The following is a 17,965-nucleotide window of genomic DNA, read 5'->3' as shown; positions in this document are numbered from 1 at the left end:
TCCGTAGATGGAAATCACTCTCTCCAAGAGTCTGTTGATCGCAGTGGTGCTTGCACCGCTGTTCGGCAGCATCATCGCCGGCCTGTTCGGTCGTCAGGTCGGTCGCGCTGGCGCGCAGGCGGTCACCATCCTCGGCGTGGCGGTCAGCTGCGTGCTGTCCAGCTACGTGCTGTACATGCTGCTGTGGGGCGGCGCCCAGCCGTTCAACCAGAACCTCTATACGTTCTTCGAAGTGGGCCAGTACTCGGCGCACGTCGGCTTCATGGTCGACAAGCTCACCGCGATGATGATGGTCGTGGTGACCTTCGTGTCGTTCCTGGTGCACGTGTACACCATCGGCTACATGCAGGATGACCCGGGCTACCAGCGGTTCTTCAGCTACATCTCGCTGTTCACCTTCTCGATGCTCACCCTGGTGATGAGCAACAACTTCCTGCAGCTGTTCTTCGGCTGGGAAGCGGTGGGCCTCGTCTCGTACCTGCTGATCGGTTTCTGGTTCAAGCGCCCGACCGCCATCTTCGCCAACATGAAGGCCTTCCTGGTCAACCGTGTCGGTGACTTCGGCTTCATCCTCGGCATCGCCGGCGTGCTGTGGGTGTTCGGCACCCTCGATTACGCCACCGTGTTCGCCAATGCCCAGGTGCTGGGCCATCCGGACGCGCTGATCCAGATCTGGTCGGGCACGATCGACCTGTTCGGCACCTCCATCCCGGTGATGAGCGAGCCGGTGATCTGGTCGGTTGCCACGGTGATCTGCATCTGCCTGTTCATCGGTGCGATGGGCAAGTCGGCCCAGGTGCCGCTGCACGTCTGGCTGCCGGACTCGATGGAAGGCCCGACCCCGATCTCGGCCCTGATCCACGCCGCGACCATGGTCACCGCGGGCATCTTCATGGTCACCCGCATGTCGCCGCTGTTCGAGCTGTCGCAGACCGCGCTGAACTTCGTGCTGTTCATCGGCGCCACCACCGCGTTCTTCACCGGCCTGATCGGCATCGTGCAGAACGACATCAAGCGCGTCGTCGCGTACTCCACGCTGTCCCAGCTGGGTTACATGACCGTGGCGCTGGGTGTGTCGGCCTATTCGGCCGCCGTGTTCCACCTGATGACCCACGCCTTCTTCAAGGCGCTGCTCTTCCTCGGCGCGGGCTCGGTGATCATCGCGATGCACCACGAGCAGGACATGCGCAAGATGGGCGGCCTGCGCAAGTACATGCCGATCACCTTCGTCACCATGTGGATCGGTACGCTGGCCCTGGTCGGTACCCCGTTCTTCTCCGGCTTCTACTCCAAGGACACCATCATCGAGGCCGCGCAGCACCACGCGCATGTGTCCTCGAGCTGGGTGGCAACCTACGGGTACTGGGCGGTGCTGGGTGGCGTGGTCGTGACCAGCTTCTACAGCTTCCGTCTGCTGTTCCTGACCTTCCATGGCAAGGAACGCTTCCGCGATGCGCATGACGATCACGGCCATGGCCATGACGGTCACCACGCCGCTGACGCGCATGCAGCCGATGCCCACCATGGCGACGCGCATCATGACGATCATGGCCACGGCCATGGCGCGCATGAGCCGCACGAGACCCCGTGGGTGGTGACGCTGCCGCTGATCCTGCTGGCGATCCCCTCGATGGTCATCGGTTTCTTCAGCATCGGTCCGATGCTGTACGGCACCGACTGGGCCGGCCACCATGCCGACGCTGCCATCCCGGGCCAGGTGCATTCGTTCTTCACCGGTATCGTTGATTTCTACGACCCGGCGCGCAACACCATTGGTGCGCTGGCCGAAGAGTTCCACGGCCCGGTGGCCTTCGCCATTCACGGCATGATGGCCCCGGCCTTCATCCTGACGGTGGTCGGTTTCCTGCTGGCGGCGCTGTTCTACCTGTGGAAGCCGGAACTGGCCGGCAAGGCCCGCAAGACCTTCGCGCCGATCGTGTCGGTGCTGGAGAACAAGTACGGCTTCGACAAGCTCTGGATCGGCGGGTTCGCCGGCGGCGGTATCAAGCTCGGCAAGGTTTCGCGCGCGATCGACACGAATGTGGTCGATGGTGTGGTGGTCAACGGTTCGGCGCGCCTGATCGATCTGGCGGCCAACCTGCTGCGTCGCACCCAATCCGGTTTCCTCTATCACTACGCCTTCGCGATGATCATCGGCCTGATTGCCCTTCTGGGCGTCCTGATGCATTACCTGCGTTGATGACCTGTACGGAATAAGAAGACGTGTCGAACTGGCCCCTACTTAGTGTTCTCATCTGGCTGCCGATCATCGGCGGTGCCTTGATCCTTGCCATCCGTGATGCCCAAACCGCCCGGTGGGCGTCCCTGGGCGTCGCGGTGCTGACCTTCGTGGCCAGCCTGTCGCTGCTCAGCGGCTATGACACGGGAATCGACGCGCTGCAGTTCGTCGAGACCCGCGCCTGGATTCCCGCCTACGACATCGGCTACAACCTCGGCGTCGACGGCATCGCGATCGCGCTGATCCTGCTGACCACGCTGGTCTCGGTGCTGGCCCTGATCGGTGCCTGGAGCGCGATCGACAAGCGCGTGAACCAGTACGTGGCCGCCTTCCTGATCCTGGAAGGTGTCACGGTGGGTATCTTCTCTGCGACGGACGCGATGCTGTTCTACGTGTTCTTCGAAGCGATGCTGATCCCGATGTTCCTGATCATCGGTGTCTGGGGCGGCCCGCGCCGCATCTACGCCGCGCTGAAGTTCTTCCTGTACACCTTCCTCGGCTCGGTGCTGATGCTGGTTGCGCTGATCTACCTGTACCTGAAGGGCGGCAGCTTCCAGCTGGCCGACCTGTACCAGCTGCAGCTGTCGGGCAAGGAACAGACCTGGATCTTCTTCGCGTTCCTGATCGCCTTCGCGGTCAAGGTGCCGATGTTCCCGGTCCACACCTGGCTGCCGGACGCCCACGTGGAAGCGCCGACCGCCGGTTCGGTGATCCTGGCCGCCATCGCCCTGAAGATCGGTGGCTACGGCTTCCTGCGCTTCAACCTGCCGATCGTGCCGGACGCCTCGCATGAATGGGCCTGGCTGGTGATCGCGCTGTCGCTCATTGCGGTGATCTACGTCGGCCTGGTCGCCCTGGTGCAGGACGACATGAAGAAGCTGATCGCCTATTCGTCGATCGCCCACATGGGCTTCGTCACCCTGGGCACCTTCATCGCTCTGTGGCTGGTGCGTGACGCCGGCAACCCGGACGCAGCCCGCCTGGGCCTGCAGGGCGCGATGGTGCAGATGGTCTCGCACGGTTTCGTGTCCGGCGCGATGTTCTCCTGCGTGGGTGTGCTGTACGACCGCATGCACAGCCGCCGCATCGCCGATTACGGCGGCGTGGTCAACGTGATGCCCTGGTTCGCCACCTTCGCCATGCTGTTCTTCATGGCCAATGCCGGCCTACCGGGTACCAGCGGTTTCGTCGGTGAATTCATGATCATCATGGCCAGCTTCCAGCGCAATCCGTGGCTGGCACTCGGCGCGGCGAGCACCCTGGTGATCACCGCGGCGTATACGCTGTGGCTGTACAAGCGCGTGTTCTTCGGTGAAGTGGCCAACGCCCATGTCGCCGAACTGAAGGACATCAACGGTCGCGAGTGGCTGGTGTTGGGTGTATTCGCCGTGGGCACCCTTGCCCTGGGCCTGTACCCCAAGCCGCTGACCGACCTGATGGAGCCCTCGATCGCGAAGCTGGCGATGCAGATCGCATCCAGCAAGCTGCTGTAATCGGGCCGTCGAGAGTATTGATTCCAGGATTTGATGATGACCACCTCGCCGCTGTTGCCACTGACCGCCGCTGACCTCCCGCCGCTCGCTCCCGAGCTGGTGCTGGTTGGCAGTGCGTTCGCCCTGTTGATGCTTGATCTTTTCATCAGTGAGAAGAACAAGATCTGGACCCACCTGTTCTCGATCGCTGCGCTGGCGGTCGTCTTCTTCATGCTCGCCACCGGAGTGGGCGGGCAGGGCGAGGTCTTCCACGGCATGTTCGTCCGCGACAACGCGGCCGACGTGATGAAGACCGTGATCGTGCTGTGCAGCGGCCTGACCCTGATCTACGGCTGGAGCTACCTGCGCGAGCGCAAGCTCTACCAGGGCGAGATCCCGGTGCTGATCCTGTTCGCCACCGCGGGCATGATGATCCTGGTCTCGGCCGGCAGCCTGCTGATGGTCTATCTGGGCCTGGAACTGCTGGCGCTGTGCTCCTACGCCCTGGTGGCCAGCAACCGTGAAAACGGTCTGGCCTCGGAAGCGGCGATGAAGTACATCGTGCTCGGCTCGCTGGCATCGGGCCTGCTGCTGTACGGCATGTCGCTGATCTACGGCGCCACCGGTTCGCTGCACCTGGACGCCATCAACGCCGCCATCCCGCATACCGAAGAGAAGATACTGCTGCTGACCGGCGCGGTGTTCATGATCGCCGGCGTGGCCTTCAAGCTGGGTGCGGCCCCGTTCCACATGTGGCTGCCCGATGTGTACCAGGGTGCCCCGGCACCGGTCGCGCTGTTCATCAGCTCGGCCCCGAAGCTTGCCGCGTTCGGCATGGCCTACCGTCTGCTGGAAATGGGCGTGGGTCCGCTGGCCGACGAATGGAAGTACCTGATCGGTGGCCTGGCCGCACTGTCGTTGGTGATCGGCAACCTGATGGCGATCGCGCAGACCAACCTCAAGCGCATGCTGGCGTTCTCGACCGTCTCGCACATCGGCTTCCTGCTGATGGGCATGGCCGGGGGTGGCGAGCGGGGTTACTCGGCGGCACTGTTCTACGCCCTGAGCTACGCGATCATGTCCACGGCCGCGTTCGGCGCGATCATCGCGCTGTCGCGCAACGGCTTTGAAGCCGAGAAGATCGAAGACTTCAAGGGCCTCAATGCCCGCAACCCGTGGATGGCCGGCCTGGTGCTGTGCATCATGGCGTCGCTGGCAGGCATCCCGCCGTTCCTGGGCTTCTGGACCAAACTGGCCGTGCTTGGCGCGGCGATCCAGGGCGACATGCTGTGGCTGGCCATGGTCGGCGTGATCTGCGCCGTGATCGGCTGCTTCTACTACTTGCGCGTGATCAAGGTCATGTACTTCGATGAGCCGGTGGGCGAGCCGCTGCCGGCCAACAACGATCGCGTGCTGGGCGTTGTGCTGGGCGTGAATGCCTTGGCGCTGCTGGCCCTGGGCGTGGCGTGGAACCCGATCATGGTGTGGTGCCAGCAGGCATTTGCACATATTTCGTAAAAAACGATACAAACGTGCGCAACTCGTGTAATATTCATCTCCTGAGTTGTTGATGCAGCGGTTTCGCCAGAACATCGTTGCGGTAGGTGCCAGCCGTTGGTTGGCACACAACTCATCCGCTTCTGCTGCGGGGTGGAGCAGTCTGGCAGCTCGTCGGGCTCATAACCCGAAGGTCGCAGGTTCAAATCCTGCCCCCGCTACCATATAGCTCCGGTGCAAACCGGAGGCAGTGGACGAATCAAGCGATACCGGAAACGGTGTCGCTTTTTTCGTTGTAGAGCCGACCGTTGGTCGGCTGCTCCAGCTGCTCCAGCTGCTCCAGCTGCTCCAGCTGCTCCAGCTGCTCCAGCTGCTCCGGCTGCTCCGGCTGCTCCGGCTGCTCCGGCTGCTCCGGCTGCTCCGGACCTTTCGGTAGAGCCGACCGTTGGTCGGCTGCCTTTCCTGGACGTCGAACGATATGTTTCACAAGGGGGTTGCACGGTAGTGAAAACTCCCTTACAATTCCGCTTCTGCTGCGGGGTGGAGCAGTCTGGCAGCTCGTCGGGCTCATAACCCGAAGGTCGCAGGTTCAAATCCTGCCCCCGCTACCACAGAAAATCTGCAGTGCAGATGCAGTAGACGAAAAGGCGATCTCGGCAACGAGGTCGCTTTTTTCGTTGTGGCATCGGCGACGTGGACGGCGACGCGGCATGACAGTGGAAAGGTCGGCGGAGCGGGGTGGGGCGATGGCGGCTGCGGCGACGATGCTCGACAGCCAGTCAGCGTCAATGACACGTCGTCGCGTGACATGTTGCCCCGCCTTTGCTTGCAACTTCAGTGACTGCCCAGGCATTTCCGTAGGCAGCGGTGTGGGCAGGTTGGCGGGACCATTGGGGCGACATGGATGTCGCCCATGAGCCCCCAAGGGTGAGGGCGCATTGCTTGCGAGGCACTGCCTCGCATGCGTTCGAACGCACAGCCGCCAGCGGCTGGGCCGGGCCGCGGAGCGGGGGTCACGGCGCGTCCCGCGGACCTGCCCATACCGATGCCCGCGCCGAAGGATGAAACAACGGCTTTTGCCGTTCAGCTTTCCGAATAGAGGCGCCAGCAGCCACCCCGGCCATTGCACCAGCGCGGTGCAACGGCTATCATCAGTGGCTTAGCGGACTGTCTACTCATCTCCTCTCAACGGATATGAACAGGCCCCGCAACCGGCTTCCAGGAACGGCAACCTGTACCCAGGCCGCCGTGACCCCCGGAACGCTGGGCTCGCAGGAACGCGCCACGTGCGTCTCTGCACCGGAATCCAGCATGACCGGAGTTGTACCGGACAGGGGCCCAACGGGCCCTTTGTTGTTTCCGGAAGGTGGTCCATGCAACGGACCAGACCCGTATTTCTTTTCAACGAATCAAGGCCGACTGTGAGCGACAAGGCAACCGAAATCGCGAATCTGCTCGCCCCCACCGTTCAGTCGCTGGGTCTCGAGCTGCTGGGCGTGGAATATCTCACCGCCCCGGGTGGTGCCACGCTGCGCCTGTACATCGACGTGCCGCTGGCCGAACAGCCCGAGCGCATCGTCAACATCGACGACTGCGAACGTGTCAGCCGCGAAGTGTCTGCCCAGCTGGACGTCGAAGACCCGATCACGGCGAACTACACGCTGGAAGTGTCTTCGCCGGGCGTGGACCGCCCGCTGTTCACCGGCGACCAGTTCGAGCGCGCCATCGGCGAATCCGCCAAGGTGACGCTGAGCCTGCCGCAGGATGGCCGCCGCCGTCTGCAGGGCGAGATCCTCGCCGTGGATATCGAACAAGGCACGGTCACCTTCAAGGTCGACAATGCCCCGTTTACCGCCGACATCGAGAACATCGACAAGGCGCGCATCATGCCGGACTGGGCCGCCCTCGGCCTGGCTCCGACCAAACCGACTGGCCCGGCACCCAAACAGGGTGGCAAGGCGAACAAGAAACCATCCAACGAGCCGGCGGCCAAAAAGCCGCGCGCGGAGTGAGCCAATGAGCAAGGAACTTTTGCTGGTAGTGGATGCGGTCGCCAACGAAAAAGGCGTCCCGCGCGAAGTCATCTTCGATGCCATCGAGGCAGCGTTGGCTTCGGCTGCCAAAAAGCGTTACCCGGAAGAAGAAGTGCTGGCCCGTGTGTCGATCGACCACAAGGACGGCAACTACGAAACCTTCCGCCGCTGGGAAGTGGTGGCCGATGACGTGGTCATGGAGTCCCCGGACCGCCAGATCCGTCTGATGGACGCCATCGATGAAGCCGACGGCGTGGAAGTCGGCGATTTCATCGAAGAGCAGATCGAGAACCCGGACTTCGGCCGTATCGCCGCACAGGCCGCCAAGCAGGTGATCGTCCAGCGCGTGCGCGAGGCCGAGCGTCAGCAGGTGGTCGATGCGTGGAAGGATCGTGTCGGCGAACTGGTCACCGGTGTGGTCAAGCGCGCCGAGCGCGGCAACATCTATGTGGACCTGGGCGGCAACGCCGAGGCCTTCATTCCGAAGGACAAGGGCATTCCGCGCGACGTACTGCGCGCTGGCGACCGCGTGCGCGGTTACCTGGCCGAAGTCCGTTCGGAACCGCGTGGCCCGCAGCTGTTCATCAGCCGCGCCGCCCCGGAATTCATGATCGAACTGTTCAAGCTCGAAGTGCCGGAAGTCGGCCAGGGCCTGGTCGAGATCAAGGCCTGTGCACGTGATCCGGGCGACCGCGCCAAGATCGCCGTGCTGGCCCACGATTCGCGTACCGATCCGATCGGTGCCTGCATCGGCATGCGCGGTTCGCGCGTGCAGGCCGTGTCCAACGAGCTCAATGGCGAGCGCGTGGACATCGTGCTCTGGAACGAGAACCCCGCCAACTTCGTCATCAATGCGATGGCGCCGGCGGAAGTGCAGTCGATCATCGTCGATGAAGAAAAGCACTCGATGGACCTGGCCGTGGCGGAAGAGCGCCTGGCCCAGGCGATCGGCAAGGGCGGCCAGAACGTCCGTCTTGCCAGCCGCCTGACCGGTTGGCAGCTCAATGTGATGACCCAGGACCAGGTGACCGCCAAGTCCGAGGCAGAGCAGGGCGTTGCCCGTCAGCTGTTCATGGACAAGCTGGAAGTGGATGAAGAAATCGCCGCCATCCTGGTGACCGAAGGCTTCAACACCGTGGAAGAAATCGCCTACGTCCCGGTCGGCGAACTGCTGGCCGTGGAAGGCTTCGACGAAGACATCGTCGAAGAGCTGCGTGCCCGTGCCCGCGATGCGCTGCTCAACGAAGCGCTGGCGGTGGAAGAAGGTCTGGAGGACGGTTCGCCGTCGGAAGACCTGCTCGCCCTGGAAGGCATGGACGAGGCAACTGCCTACGCCCTGGCCGGTCACGGCGTGCGTACCAGTGAGGACCTGTCGGACCTGGCCGCCGACGAGATCCTCGAGTTCGGCATCGAGGACATGGACCAGGAGCGCGCCGCCGCCCTGATCCTTGCCGCCCGAGCCGAGGAGATCGCCCGCCTGGAGCGCGGCGAATGAGCCAGCGATGAACAGTGCCCTGACCCGCTCAGGGCTTAGACTCCGCGCTGCCTTCGCACGTTTCGAGGGAGCGCCAACCAGATCATAGGATCCGAATGTCGCAGCAAACCACCATCCGCAAGCTTGCCGAACTGGTCAACACCCCGGTCGATAAACTGCTCGTACAACTTGCCGAAGCCGGCATGAAGTTCAGCGGTCCCGACCAGGTCGTGACCAGTACCGAGAAGGTGAAGCTCCTGGGCTTCCTTCGTCGTTCGCACGGCAAGACCGAGCAGCCCGTCGAGAGCAATGACGAGGCCGCCAAGAAGATCACCCTGAACCGTCGCAAGTTGCAGGAAGTGACCGTCAGCGCCGGCCGCAGCAAGACCACCGTCAACGTGGAAGTGCGCCAGAAGCGTACCTACATGAAGGACGCCAGCGGCAAGCCGATGACCGCGGATGAGGAGCGCGCCGACATCCTGCGCAAGCTGGAGGAATCCCGCCAGCGCAATCTGGACGAGCAGCGCGCACTGGCCGAGAAGGACCGTGCGCGCGATGAAGAAATCGCCCGCAAGCGTCAGGAAGAGATCGACGCCAAGGAACGTGCCGAAGCCGAGCGCAAGGCGGCCGAAGCCGCTGCAGAAGCGGCCAAGAACGCACCGCCGGCCCCGGCCCCGGTTGCCGCCAAGCCGGCTGCTGCCGATGCACCGGCCCGCAATGCGCGTCCGGCTGCACCGTCGGCTGCCCGTCCGGCACCGCGTTCGGACGATCGCAACTCGAACAACAACAACAACCGTCCGGGCGCCAAGCGCGACGACGATGGTGGCAACCGCTTCGCCGGTCAGCTGCATCTGTCGGCCGCCGATCGTGCCCGCCGCGGCAACAACAGCAACTCGCGCGGTCGTCCGACCGGGCGCGTGCAGCACGGCAGCCGCCGTGACAGCAACCAGTCGCGCAGCGGCGGTGGTGCCCATGGGTTCGAACGTCCGGTCGCGCCGATCGTGCGTGACGTCACCATCGGCGACACCATCACCGTCGCCGATCTGGCCCAGAAGCTGGCCGTCAAGGGCGGCGATGTGGTCAAGGCGCTGTTCAAGATGGGCGTCATGGCGACCATCACCCAGACCATCGACCATGACACTGCTGCGCTGGTGACCGAAGAACTCGGCCACAACGTGATCCGTGCCAACACCAACGACGCCGAAGACGCGCTGCTGGCGCTGGCCGGTGGCAACCAGGGCGAGCCGGTGGCACGTCCGCCGGTGGTCACCATCATGGGCCACGTCGATCACGGCAAGACCTCGCTGCTGGATTACATCCGCCGCACCAAGGTCGCCACGGGCGAAGCCGGTGGCATCACCCAGCACATCGGTGCGTACCACGTTGAAACGCCGAAGGGCGTGATCAGCTTCCTGGATACCCCGGGCCACGCGGCGTTTACGTCCATGCGTGCCCGCGGTGCCAAGCTGACCGACATCGTGGTGCTGGTGGTGGCGGCCGATGACGGCGTCATGCCGCAGACCAAGGAAGCCATCCAGCACGCCCGTTCGGCGGGTGTGCCGCTGATCGTGGCGATCAACAAGATCGACAAGTCCGGCGCCGATCCGATGCGCGTCAAGAACGAACTGCTCACCGAGCAGGTCGTCTCCGAAGATTTCGGTGGTGACGTGCAGATGGTCGAGATCTCGGCCAAGGCCGGTCTGGGCATCGACGACCTGCTGGACGCGATCTCGATCCAGGCCGAACTGCTGGAACTGAAGGCCGTGGCCGACGGTCGCGCCAGCGGCGTGGTCATCGAGTCCTCGCTGGACAAGGGCCGTGGCCCGATCGCTACCGTGCTGGTGCAGCAGGGTTCGCTGAAGAAGGGCGATTACCTGGTCTGCGGTATCCAGTACGGCCGCGTGCGCGCGCTGTTCGATGAAACCGGCGCACAGCCCGACCAGGCTGGCCCGTCGATTCCGGTGCAGGTGCTGGGTCTGTCCGGCGTGCCGGATGCCGGTGATGACTTCGTCGTGGTTGAAGACGAGCGTCTGGCCAAGGACGTCGCGCAGCAGCGCGAAACCAAGCGCCGTGAATCGCGCCTGGTGCAGTCCGCCGGCAGCCGCATGGAAGACATCATGGCGACCCTGGGCAAGGGCGATGGCCAGCAGGTGCTGAACCTGGTGATCAAGGCTGACGTGCAGGGTTCGGTGCAGGCGCTGAGCCAGGCACTGGTCGCGCTGTCCAACGACGACATCCGCATCAACGTGATCCACTCCGGCGTGGGCGGCATCACCGAATCGGACGCCAACTCGGCGGTTGCCTCCAAGGCCACCGTGATCGGCTTCAACGTGCGTGCGGATGCTTCGGCCCGTCGCATCATTGAATCCAACGGCGTTGACCTGCGTTACTTCTCGATCATCTATGACGTGATCGATCAGGTGAAGCAGGTGGCCTCCGGTCTGCTCGGCGTGGAAATCCGCGAAGAGATCATCGGTATCGCCCAGGTCCGCGATGTGTTCCGCAGCTCGAAGTTCGGTGCGGTCGCAGGCTGCATGATCATCGAAGGTACGGTGAAGCGCAGCAAGCCGATCCGCGTCCTGCGCGACAGCGTCGTGGTCTTCGAAGGCGAGCTGGAATCGCTGCGTCGCTTCAAGGAGAACGTCGAAGAAGTCCGCAACGGTACCGAATGCGGTATCGGCGTGAAGGCTTAAAACGACGTCAAGCCGGGTCATCTTATCGTGGGCTTCGCGCGTAGCGAAGTGCCGCGCACCCTGTATGGCCGCGGTGCCCCGACCATCGGGCGGCCCCTACCGTGATGTAGCGCCCGACCGTTGGTCGGGTCCCGTATACCTGTAGCGCCCGACCGTTGGTCGGGCGACCACCGAATCAAGAGTGCCTCGTGCCAAAGACCTTCCATCGAACCGACCGTGTTTCCGCCCAGATCCGCCGCGAACTGGGGACGCTCGTGCACAACGCCGTGCGTGTACACGGCCTGCCTTCGGTGAGCGTCTCCGACGTGGAAATCACCCGTGACATGGCGCATGCCAAGATCTTCGTCACCGCGCTGATGCCCGAACGTTCGGTAGAAGCCATGAAAGGCCTGAAGGAACTGGCCTGGGAGCTGCGGATGGAGCTGGCGCGTGCGATGAAGCTGCGCCACGTGCCCGAGCTGCACTTCCACTACGATGATTCGGTGGATCGCGGCGAGCGCATCGACAACATCCTGCGCGATCTGCCCGATACGCTGGCGGCAGAAAAAAGTCGGCAGGGCGATGACGGCGGCGAAGATGACGTCGACGAAGGCGAAGACGCCGACGAAGGCGACAAGAAAGCCTGATGGACCAACAGCCCGAAAGGGCTGTTGTCTTATGGGGTGGGGCCTGTCGCAGTGCGACCGCTCCGCCGGAGGCCGGATTGACCGGCAGCGCCACACGGCGCCGTTTTGAATTGAATGCATGGCACCCCGAATTTCATTCCGCCGCCTGGATGGCATCCTGCTGCTCGACAAGCCGACCGGCATGAGCTCCAACGCGGCCCTGCAGGTGGCTCGCCGCCTGTACCGCGCCGAGAAGGGCGGCCACACCGGCAGCCTGGATCCGCTGGCCACCGGGCTGCTGCCACTGTGCTTCGGTGAGGCCACCAAGATTGCCGGCCTGTTGCTCGGCTCCGCCAAGGCCTATGACGCCGACGTGGTGCTGGGCCAGACCACCGATACCGATGATGCCGATGGCACCGTGCTGCGCGAGCGGCCGGTCCCGGCCATCACTGCGGCCGAGCTCGAGGCGGCGCTGGCACCGCTGCGCGGTCGCATCCGCCAGCGCGCCCCGATCTACTCCGCGCTCAAGCAGGGCGGCGAGCCGCTGTACCTGAAGGCCCGCCGTGGCGAGGCGATCGAAGCGCCGGAGCGCGATGTGGAGGTCCACGCCCTGGAGGTGCTGGACCAGCAGCCGACCCGGCTGTCGCTGCGGGTGACCTGCGGTTCAGGCACGTACATCCGCAGCCTGGCCCGCGACCTTGGCGAGACGCTGGGCTGCGGCGCCCATATCGCCGGCCTGCGTCGGCTGTGGGTGGATCCCTTCCGTGAGGCGCCGATGGTCACCCTGGACACCCTGCGCGCCTTGGCCGAGCAGGGCGATGAGGCCGGCATGGAGGCCCTGTTGCTGCCGCTGGACGCGGGTCTGGCCCATTACCCGCGGGTCACGCTGGACGACGAGCAGGCCCGTCGGTTCCGGGTGGGGCAGCGCATCCGCGACGCCAGCTGGCCGCAGGGTGGGGTGGTGGTCTTCGGCCCGGTCGAGGCGATCCAGGGCCTGGGCCAGGTCGACGAGACCGGTCTGCTGGCCCCGCAGCGCCTGTTCAACCTCTGAGCGAGCGGGCCGGGCGCCACCCCGGTCCTTGTTCCGGACGCCCGCGGACGTTACAATTCCGCGGCCTTTTCAGGCTTCCCGCGTTCTGCGGGTTCATCCTTTCGTTAACGGCGAGTCGCGCGGTACGTCAATGGGACGTTTCTGCGGGCCACGCATCCAAGAGAAAACAGATATGTCGATCGACACCCAGAAAGTCATTGAAGACAACAAGCGCAGCGCGGCTGACACCGGCTCCCCGGAAGTCCAGGTCGCTCTGCTGACCGCCCGCATCGAACTGCTGACCGGCCACTTCAAGACCCACAAGAAGGATCACCACAGCCGTCGTGGTCTGCTGCAGATGGTCAACCGCCGCCGCAGCCTGCTCGACTACCTGAAGAAGAAAGACGCTCCGCGTTACAAGGCCCTGATCGAAAAGCTCGGCCTGCGTCGCTAAGCACGAACCCCCACCGCGGCGCAGGAATGCGCCGCGGTTTTGTTTTGGCAGTACCGCATCAAACGTATGGGCCGGACAACCGGTCACCCGTCGGCGGCAAGGGTCGCCAGCGGTCCATTGAAGAAAGCATCATCCAAGGAAACCCCCGTGGCAAAAATCACCAAAACCTTCCAGTACGGCAAGCACACCGTCACGCTTGAAACCGGCGAAATCGCCCGTCAGGCCGGCGGTGCCGTCATCGTCAAGTTCGACGACACCGTGCTGCTGGTCTCCGCCGTTGCCGCCAAGAGCGCGCGTGAGGGCCAGGACTTCTTCCCCCTGACCTGCGACTATCAGGAGAAGTTCTACGCAGGTGGCCGTATCCCGGGCGGTTTCTTCAAGCGCGAAGGCCGCGCGACCGAAAAAGAGACGCTGATTTCGCGCCTGATCGATCGCCCGATCCGTCCGCTGTTCCCGGAAGACTACAAGAACGAAGTTCAGATCATCGCTACCGTGATGTCGCTGAACCCGGACATCGATGGCGACATCGCCGCGCTGATCGGCGCCTCGGCTGCGCTGTCGCTGGCCGGTACCCCGTTCAAGGGTCCGATCGCCGCCGCCAAGGTGGGTTACAAGAACGGTGAGTACATCCTCAACCCGACCGTGACCGAACTGAAGGATTCGGAGCTGGAACTGGTTGTCGCCGGTACCGCCAACGCCGTGCTGATGGTGGAATCCGAAGCCGCGCTGCTGTCCGAAGACGTGATGCTGGGCGCTGTGACCTTCGGTCACCGCGAAATGCAGAAGGTCATCAACGCGATCAACGAGCTGACCGTGGAAGCCGGCACCAAGCCGTCGACCTGGGAAGCCCCGGCCAAGAACGACGTGCTGATCAGCGCCCTGCAGGAAGCCATCGGCCCGCGTCTGGGCGAAGCCTTCCAGGTGCGCGACAAGCTGCAGCGCCGTGACGCCATCTCGGCGATCAAGAAGGACGTGGTCGAGTCGCTGGCTGGCCGTGTGGCCGCCGAAGGCTGGAACCCGGCCGAGCTGTCGAAGGAATTCGGCGAGCTGGAATACAGCACCATGCGCAACTCGGTGCTCGACACCAAGGTCCGCATCGACGGCCGTGCGCTGGACACCGTCCGCCCGATCTCGGTGAAGACCGGCATCCTGCCGCGTACCCACGGCTCCTCGCTGTTCACCCGCGGTGAAACGCAGGCCATCGTGACCATCACCCTGGGCACCGCCCGTGATGGCCAGGTCATCGATGCCGTCGCCGGTGAGTACAAGGAAAACTTCCTCTTCCATTACAACTTCCCCCCCTACTCGGTGGGTGAGACCGGCCGCATGATGGGCCCGAAGCGTCGCGAAATCGGCCACGGCCGTCTCGCCAAGCGCGGCGTGCTGGCAGTGATGCCGTCGCTGGAAGCCTTCCCGTACACCATCCGCGTGGTCTCGGAAATCACCGAATCCAACGGCTCCTCGTCGATGGCCTCGGTCTGCGGTTCCTCGCTGGCCCTGATGGACGCCGGCGTGCCGGTGAAGTCGCCGGTGGCCGGTATCGCCATGGGTCTGGTCAAGGAAGGCGAGCGCTTCGTCGTCCTGTCCGACATCCTGGGTGACGAAGATCACCTGGGCGACATGGACTTCAAGGTCGCCGGTACCGCTGAGGGCATCTCCGCCCTGCAGATGGACATCAAGATCGAAGGCATCACCGAAGAGATCATGAAGCAGGCACTGCAGCAGGCCAAGGCTGGCCGTCTGCACATCCTGGGTGAAATGGCCCAAGGCCTGACCGCCCCGCGCGAAGAGCTGTCGGACTACGCGCCGCGCCTGCTGACCATCAAGATCCACCCGGACAAGATCCGCGAAGTGATCGGCAAGGGTGGTTCCACCATCCAGGCCATCACCAAGGAAACCGGCACCCAGATCGACATCCAGGATGACGGCACCATCGTCATCGCGTCGGTCAACGCCAGCGCTGCGCAGGCTGCCAAGGCCCGCATCGAGCAGATCACCTCGGACGTCGAGCCGGGCCGCATCTACGAAGGCAAGGTCGCCAAGATCATGGACTTCGGTGCGTTCGTCACGATCCTGCCGGGCAAGGACGGTCTGGTCCACGTGTCGCAGATCTCCAGCGATCGCGTCGAGAAGGTCGGCGATGTGCTGAAGGAAGGCGATGTGGTCAAGGTCAAGGTGCTGGAAGTCGACAAGCAGGGCCGTATCCGCCTGTCGATGAAGGCCGTCGAAGAAGGCGAGGGCGCCCCCGCCGCCGAGTAATCGGCCAACGCCGATCTCGCGGTAGGTGAGGACCGTTGGTCCTCACGCTTCCCGGTCGGTAGGTGAGGACCGTTGGTCCTCACGCTTCCCGGTCGGTAGGCGAGGACCGTTGGTCCTCACGCTTTCGCAGACAAGAAAAAGCGGGCTTCGGCCCGCTTTTTTTGTGCCCGCATGTCCAACCAACAGCGCCGGTTCGCGGTGGAGTGCCATGCCATGCCACGCATGGCTGCCGTTGGGTGGGGGCGCATTACGCCAGATAGCGAGATACCTCGATCAGATTCCGGTCCGGATCGCGGAAATACACCGACAGGATCGGTCCGGTGGCACCCGTCCGCTGGACCGGTCCTTCTTCGACGGTCACGCCCTGCGCCTGCAGGTGCGCCAGGATCTCGTCCATCGTCGCGTAGGTGATCAGGCACAGGTCCGCCGAGCCGGGCGTGGGGCGCTCGGCCTTTGGCTCGAACTCGCGCCCTTGTGCATGCAGGTTGATCTTCTGCAGCCCGAAGCGCAGCGCCTTGCGCCCCTCGCCGAAGGTATCCACCTCCATGCCCAGCACGCGGTGGTAGAACTCACAGGTCGCGGCGACATCCGCCACGGTCAGGACCAGGTGGTCCAATCGGTCGATATGCAGGTCGGTCATCGGTGTCACGCAGCAAGCAGTCACTATCGCTGAACTGTAAAACCGATGACGCAAGGCGGGGGTGAACACCTGTCGCCGTCAGGCAGGCGCGCATGCAGGCATGCAGGCATACATGCGGGCGGGCGGGCCGCGCGGCAGAGCGGGACAGACCGCGCGGTCGTCCGCTGCGGGCGGCGACTTCGAGTGACGCGTCCGTGGCGTGTACCGGGTGTTGCCGTACGGCCTGTGGACAGCCGCCAGGCCTGCGTGGGTCAGCCGTCAGTGTCCGCTGGACGGATTCGCAGGACATCACCGCGCAAAGCGCCCACGCACCACAGCACGCTGCTAACGTGGCTTCGCCTTCGCCCCGGGAGATCCCATGTTCCGTCCAACCGTCGCTGTCCTGGCCGTTCTGATCGCCAGCGTGATGCCGCAGGCCGCCTCTGCCATGGAGTCGTTGCCCAAGGTGATCGGCGCGTACTACCCGGGGGGTTCGGCGGACCGCTACCCGGTGGAGACCATTCCGGCCGATACGCTCACCCATCTGTTCTATGCGTTCGCCACCATCGACCAAGGTCAATGCGCGGTCGCGCCGCAGGCCGATGCGCATTTCAGGGCACTGGCCGCGCTCAAGCGTGCGCATCCGACGCTGCACACCCTGATCTCGATCGGCGGCTGGAACGCGGGCGGGTTCTCCGATGCGGCGCTGACCGCGGAAAGCCGCGAACGCTTCGCGGCCTCCTGCGTGGCGATGTTCTTCGAGCGCCATCGCGGCAGCTTCGATGGCGTGGACATCGACTGGGAGTTCCCGGTATATGGCGGCCCGACCCAGATCACCGACCGCCCGGAAGATCGCCGCAACATGACCCTGCTGGTGCGCGAGTTCCGCCGCCAGCTCGATGCGCTGGACAAGAAAGACGGCCAGCACCGGCTGGTCACCGCCGCGCTGCCTGCCGGCCGCGTGCAGACCGATGGCCCGTATGATCCGGCCCGCAGCTACGAACTCAAGGAGCTCGGCCGCGCGCTCGATTTCATCAACTTGATGAGCTACGACATGGGCACCGGCTTCTCGGCGGTGTCCACCTTCAACGCGCCGCTGCATGAGGTGCCGGAAGATCCGCTGGCGCCGGAATTGAAACGCTGGAACAGCGTGGCCGGGGCGGTGTCCTACTACGAGCAGCACGGTGTGCCGAAAGACAAGCTGGTGCTCGGCGTGCCGTTCTACGGCCGTGGCTTCCAGCTGGAGGGCGATGCCAACCAGGGCCTCTACCAGCACTACAGCGCGCCGCATCCGGCCGGCGACTGGCGGCAGATCCAGGCCAGCATGCTCGGCCAGCCCGGCTGGGAGCGGCACTGGCACCCGGTCGCGCAGACGCCGTGGTTGTACAACGCCACCGGGAAGGTCTTCGTCAGCTATGAGGATCCGACCTCGATCGGTCTGCGCGCCACCTTCGCCAAGGACAGCGGTCTGCGCGGCGTCTTCATGTGGGAGCTGACCGGTGACGACGCGCAGGGCAGCCTGCTCAAGGCCATGGTGGCGCCGTTCCGGGAACCTGCGAAGTAAGCGCGCCGAAGGCCGCCGCCACGCAC

At 64.3% G+C, this 17,965-nt stretch carries 12 protein-coding genes, 2 tRNA genes and 1 pseudogene; 13 read left to right on the top strand and 2 right to left on the bottom strand.

What is annotated here, in order from left to right:
* The first annotated feature begins 7 nt into the window (after positions 1-7).
* The 4 genes from nuoL (at position 8) to ABE483_RS12120 (ending at position 5,432) form a co-directional block, all read left to right on the top strand.
* Entirely contained in the window at positions 8-2,200 is a 2,193-nt protein-coding gene (gene nuoL / locus ABE483_RS12135) for an NADH-quinone oxidoreductase subunit L (RefSeq protein ID WP_313208966.1), read from the top strand.
* Positions 2,201-2,223: 23 nt separating this feature from the next.
* Positions 2,224-3,732, top strand: a complete 1,509-nt coding sequence (locus ABE483_RS12130; protein WP_282260951.1) for an NADH-quinone oxidoreductase subunit M — start codon at positions 2,224-2,226, stop codon at positions 3,730-3,732.
* Positions 3,733-3,768: 36 nt separating this feature from the next.
* Positions 3,769-5,229, top strand: coding sequence for an NADH-quinone oxidoreductase subunit NuoN (gene nuoN, locus ABE483_RS12125; RefSeq protein ID WP_346481764.1), 1,461 nt, complete (start codon positions 3,769-3,771; stop codon positions 5,227-5,229).
* Between the two features lie 126 nt (positions 5,230-5,355).
* Positions 5,356-5,432, top strand: a tRNA-Met gene (locus tag ABE483_RS12120).
* A gap of 35 nt (positions 5,433-5,467) precedes the next feature.
* Here ABE483_RS12120 and ABE483_RS12115 read toward each other — a convergent pair.
* Positions 5,468-5,695 (bottom strand): hypothetical protein, encoded by a 228-nt coding sequence (locus ABE483_RS12115; protein WP_346481763.1) that lies wholly within the window; start codon positions 5,693-5,695, stop codon positions 5,468-5,470.
* A gap of 47 nt (positions 5,696-5,742) precedes the next feature.
* Here ABE483_RS12115 and ABE483_RS12110 point away from each other — a divergent pair.
* From ABE483_RS12110 to pnp, 8 genes and pseudogenes are all read left to right on the top strand, one after another.
* Positions 5,743-5,819: transfer RNA gene (locus ABE483_RS12110), tRNA-Met, on the top strand.
* Positions 5,820-6,629: 810 nt separating this feature from the next.
* Positions 6,630-7,220, top strand: a complete 591-nt coding sequence (gene rimP / locus ABE483_RS12105) for a ribosome maturation factor RimP (RefSeq protein WP_313208968.1) — start codon at positions 6,630-6,632, stop codon at positions 7,218-7,220.
* Positions 7,221-7,224: 4 nt separating this feature from the next.
* Positions 7,225-8,736: a transcription termination factor NusA gene (gene nusA, locus ABE483_RS12100; RefSeq protein ID WP_019182690.1), complete on the top strand. Its 1,512-nt coding sequence runs from the start codon at positions 7,225-7,227 to the stop codon at positions 8,734-8,736.
* 95 nt (positions 8,737-8,831) lie between these two features.
* A pseudogene (gene infB / locus ABE483_RS12095) lies at positions 8,832-11,405 on the top strand (translation initiation factor IF-2); the annotation flags it as partial.
* 191 nt (positions 11,406-11,596) lie between these two features.
* Positions 11,597-12,034 (top strand): 30S ribosome-binding factor RbfA, encoded by a 438-nt coding sequence (rbfA, locus tag ABE483_RS12090; RefSeq protein WP_123730643.1) that lies wholly within the window; start codon positions 11,597-11,599, stop codon positions 12,032-12,034.
* A gap of 118 nt (positions 12,035-12,152) precedes the next feature.
* Entirely contained in the window at positions 12,153-13,064 is a 912-nt protein-coding gene (gene truB / locus ABE483_RS12085) for a tRNA pseudouridine(55) synthase TruB (protein WP_346481762.1), read from the top strand.
* Positions 13,065-13,236: 172 nt separating this feature from the next.
* A complete protein-coding gene (gene rpsO / locus ABE483_RS12080; protein WP_038687260.1) occupies positions 13,237-13,497 on the top strand; it encodes a 30S ribosomal protein S15 in 261 nt (86 codons plus the stop codon).
* Between the two features lie 147 nt (positions 13,498-13,644).
* The gene (gene pnp / locus ABE483_RS12075) at positions 13,645-15,756 is read left to right on the top strand and encodes a polyribonucleotide nucleotidyltransferase (protein ID WP_346481761.1); all 2,112 of its coding nucleotides are present in this window, start codon (positions 13,645-13,647) and stop codon (positions 15,754-15,756) included.
* 247 nt (positions 15,757-16,003) lie between these two features.
* On the opposite strand, the gene ABE483_RS12070 is transcribed toward pnp, so the two are convergent.
* A complete protein-coding gene (locus ABE483_RS12070; RefSeq protein WP_313209015.1) occupies positions 16,004-16,387 on the bottom strand; it encodes a VOC family protein in 384 nt (127 codons plus the stop codon).
* 367 nt (positions 16,388-16,754) lie between these two features.
* Between ABE483_RS12070 and ABE483_RS12065 the strand changes: the two genes are divergently transcribed.
* Positions 16,755-17,939, top strand: coding sequence for a glycoside hydrolase family 18 protein (locus tag ABE483_RS12065; protein WP_346481760.1), 1,185 nt, complete (start codon positions 16,755-16,757; stop codon positions 17,937-17,939).
* Positions 17,940-17,965 lie beyond the last annotated feature (26 nt).

Origin of the sequence: Stenotrophomonas sp. TWI602, from assembly GCF_039674045.1 — a bacterium.
Classification (GTDB): domain Bacteria; phylum Pseudomonadota; class Gammaproteobacteria; order Xanthomonadales; family Xanthomonadaceae; genus Stenotrophomonas.
Note: the sequence above shows the minus strand (reverse complement) of the source record. Positions and strands in the feature narration are given on the sequence as shown.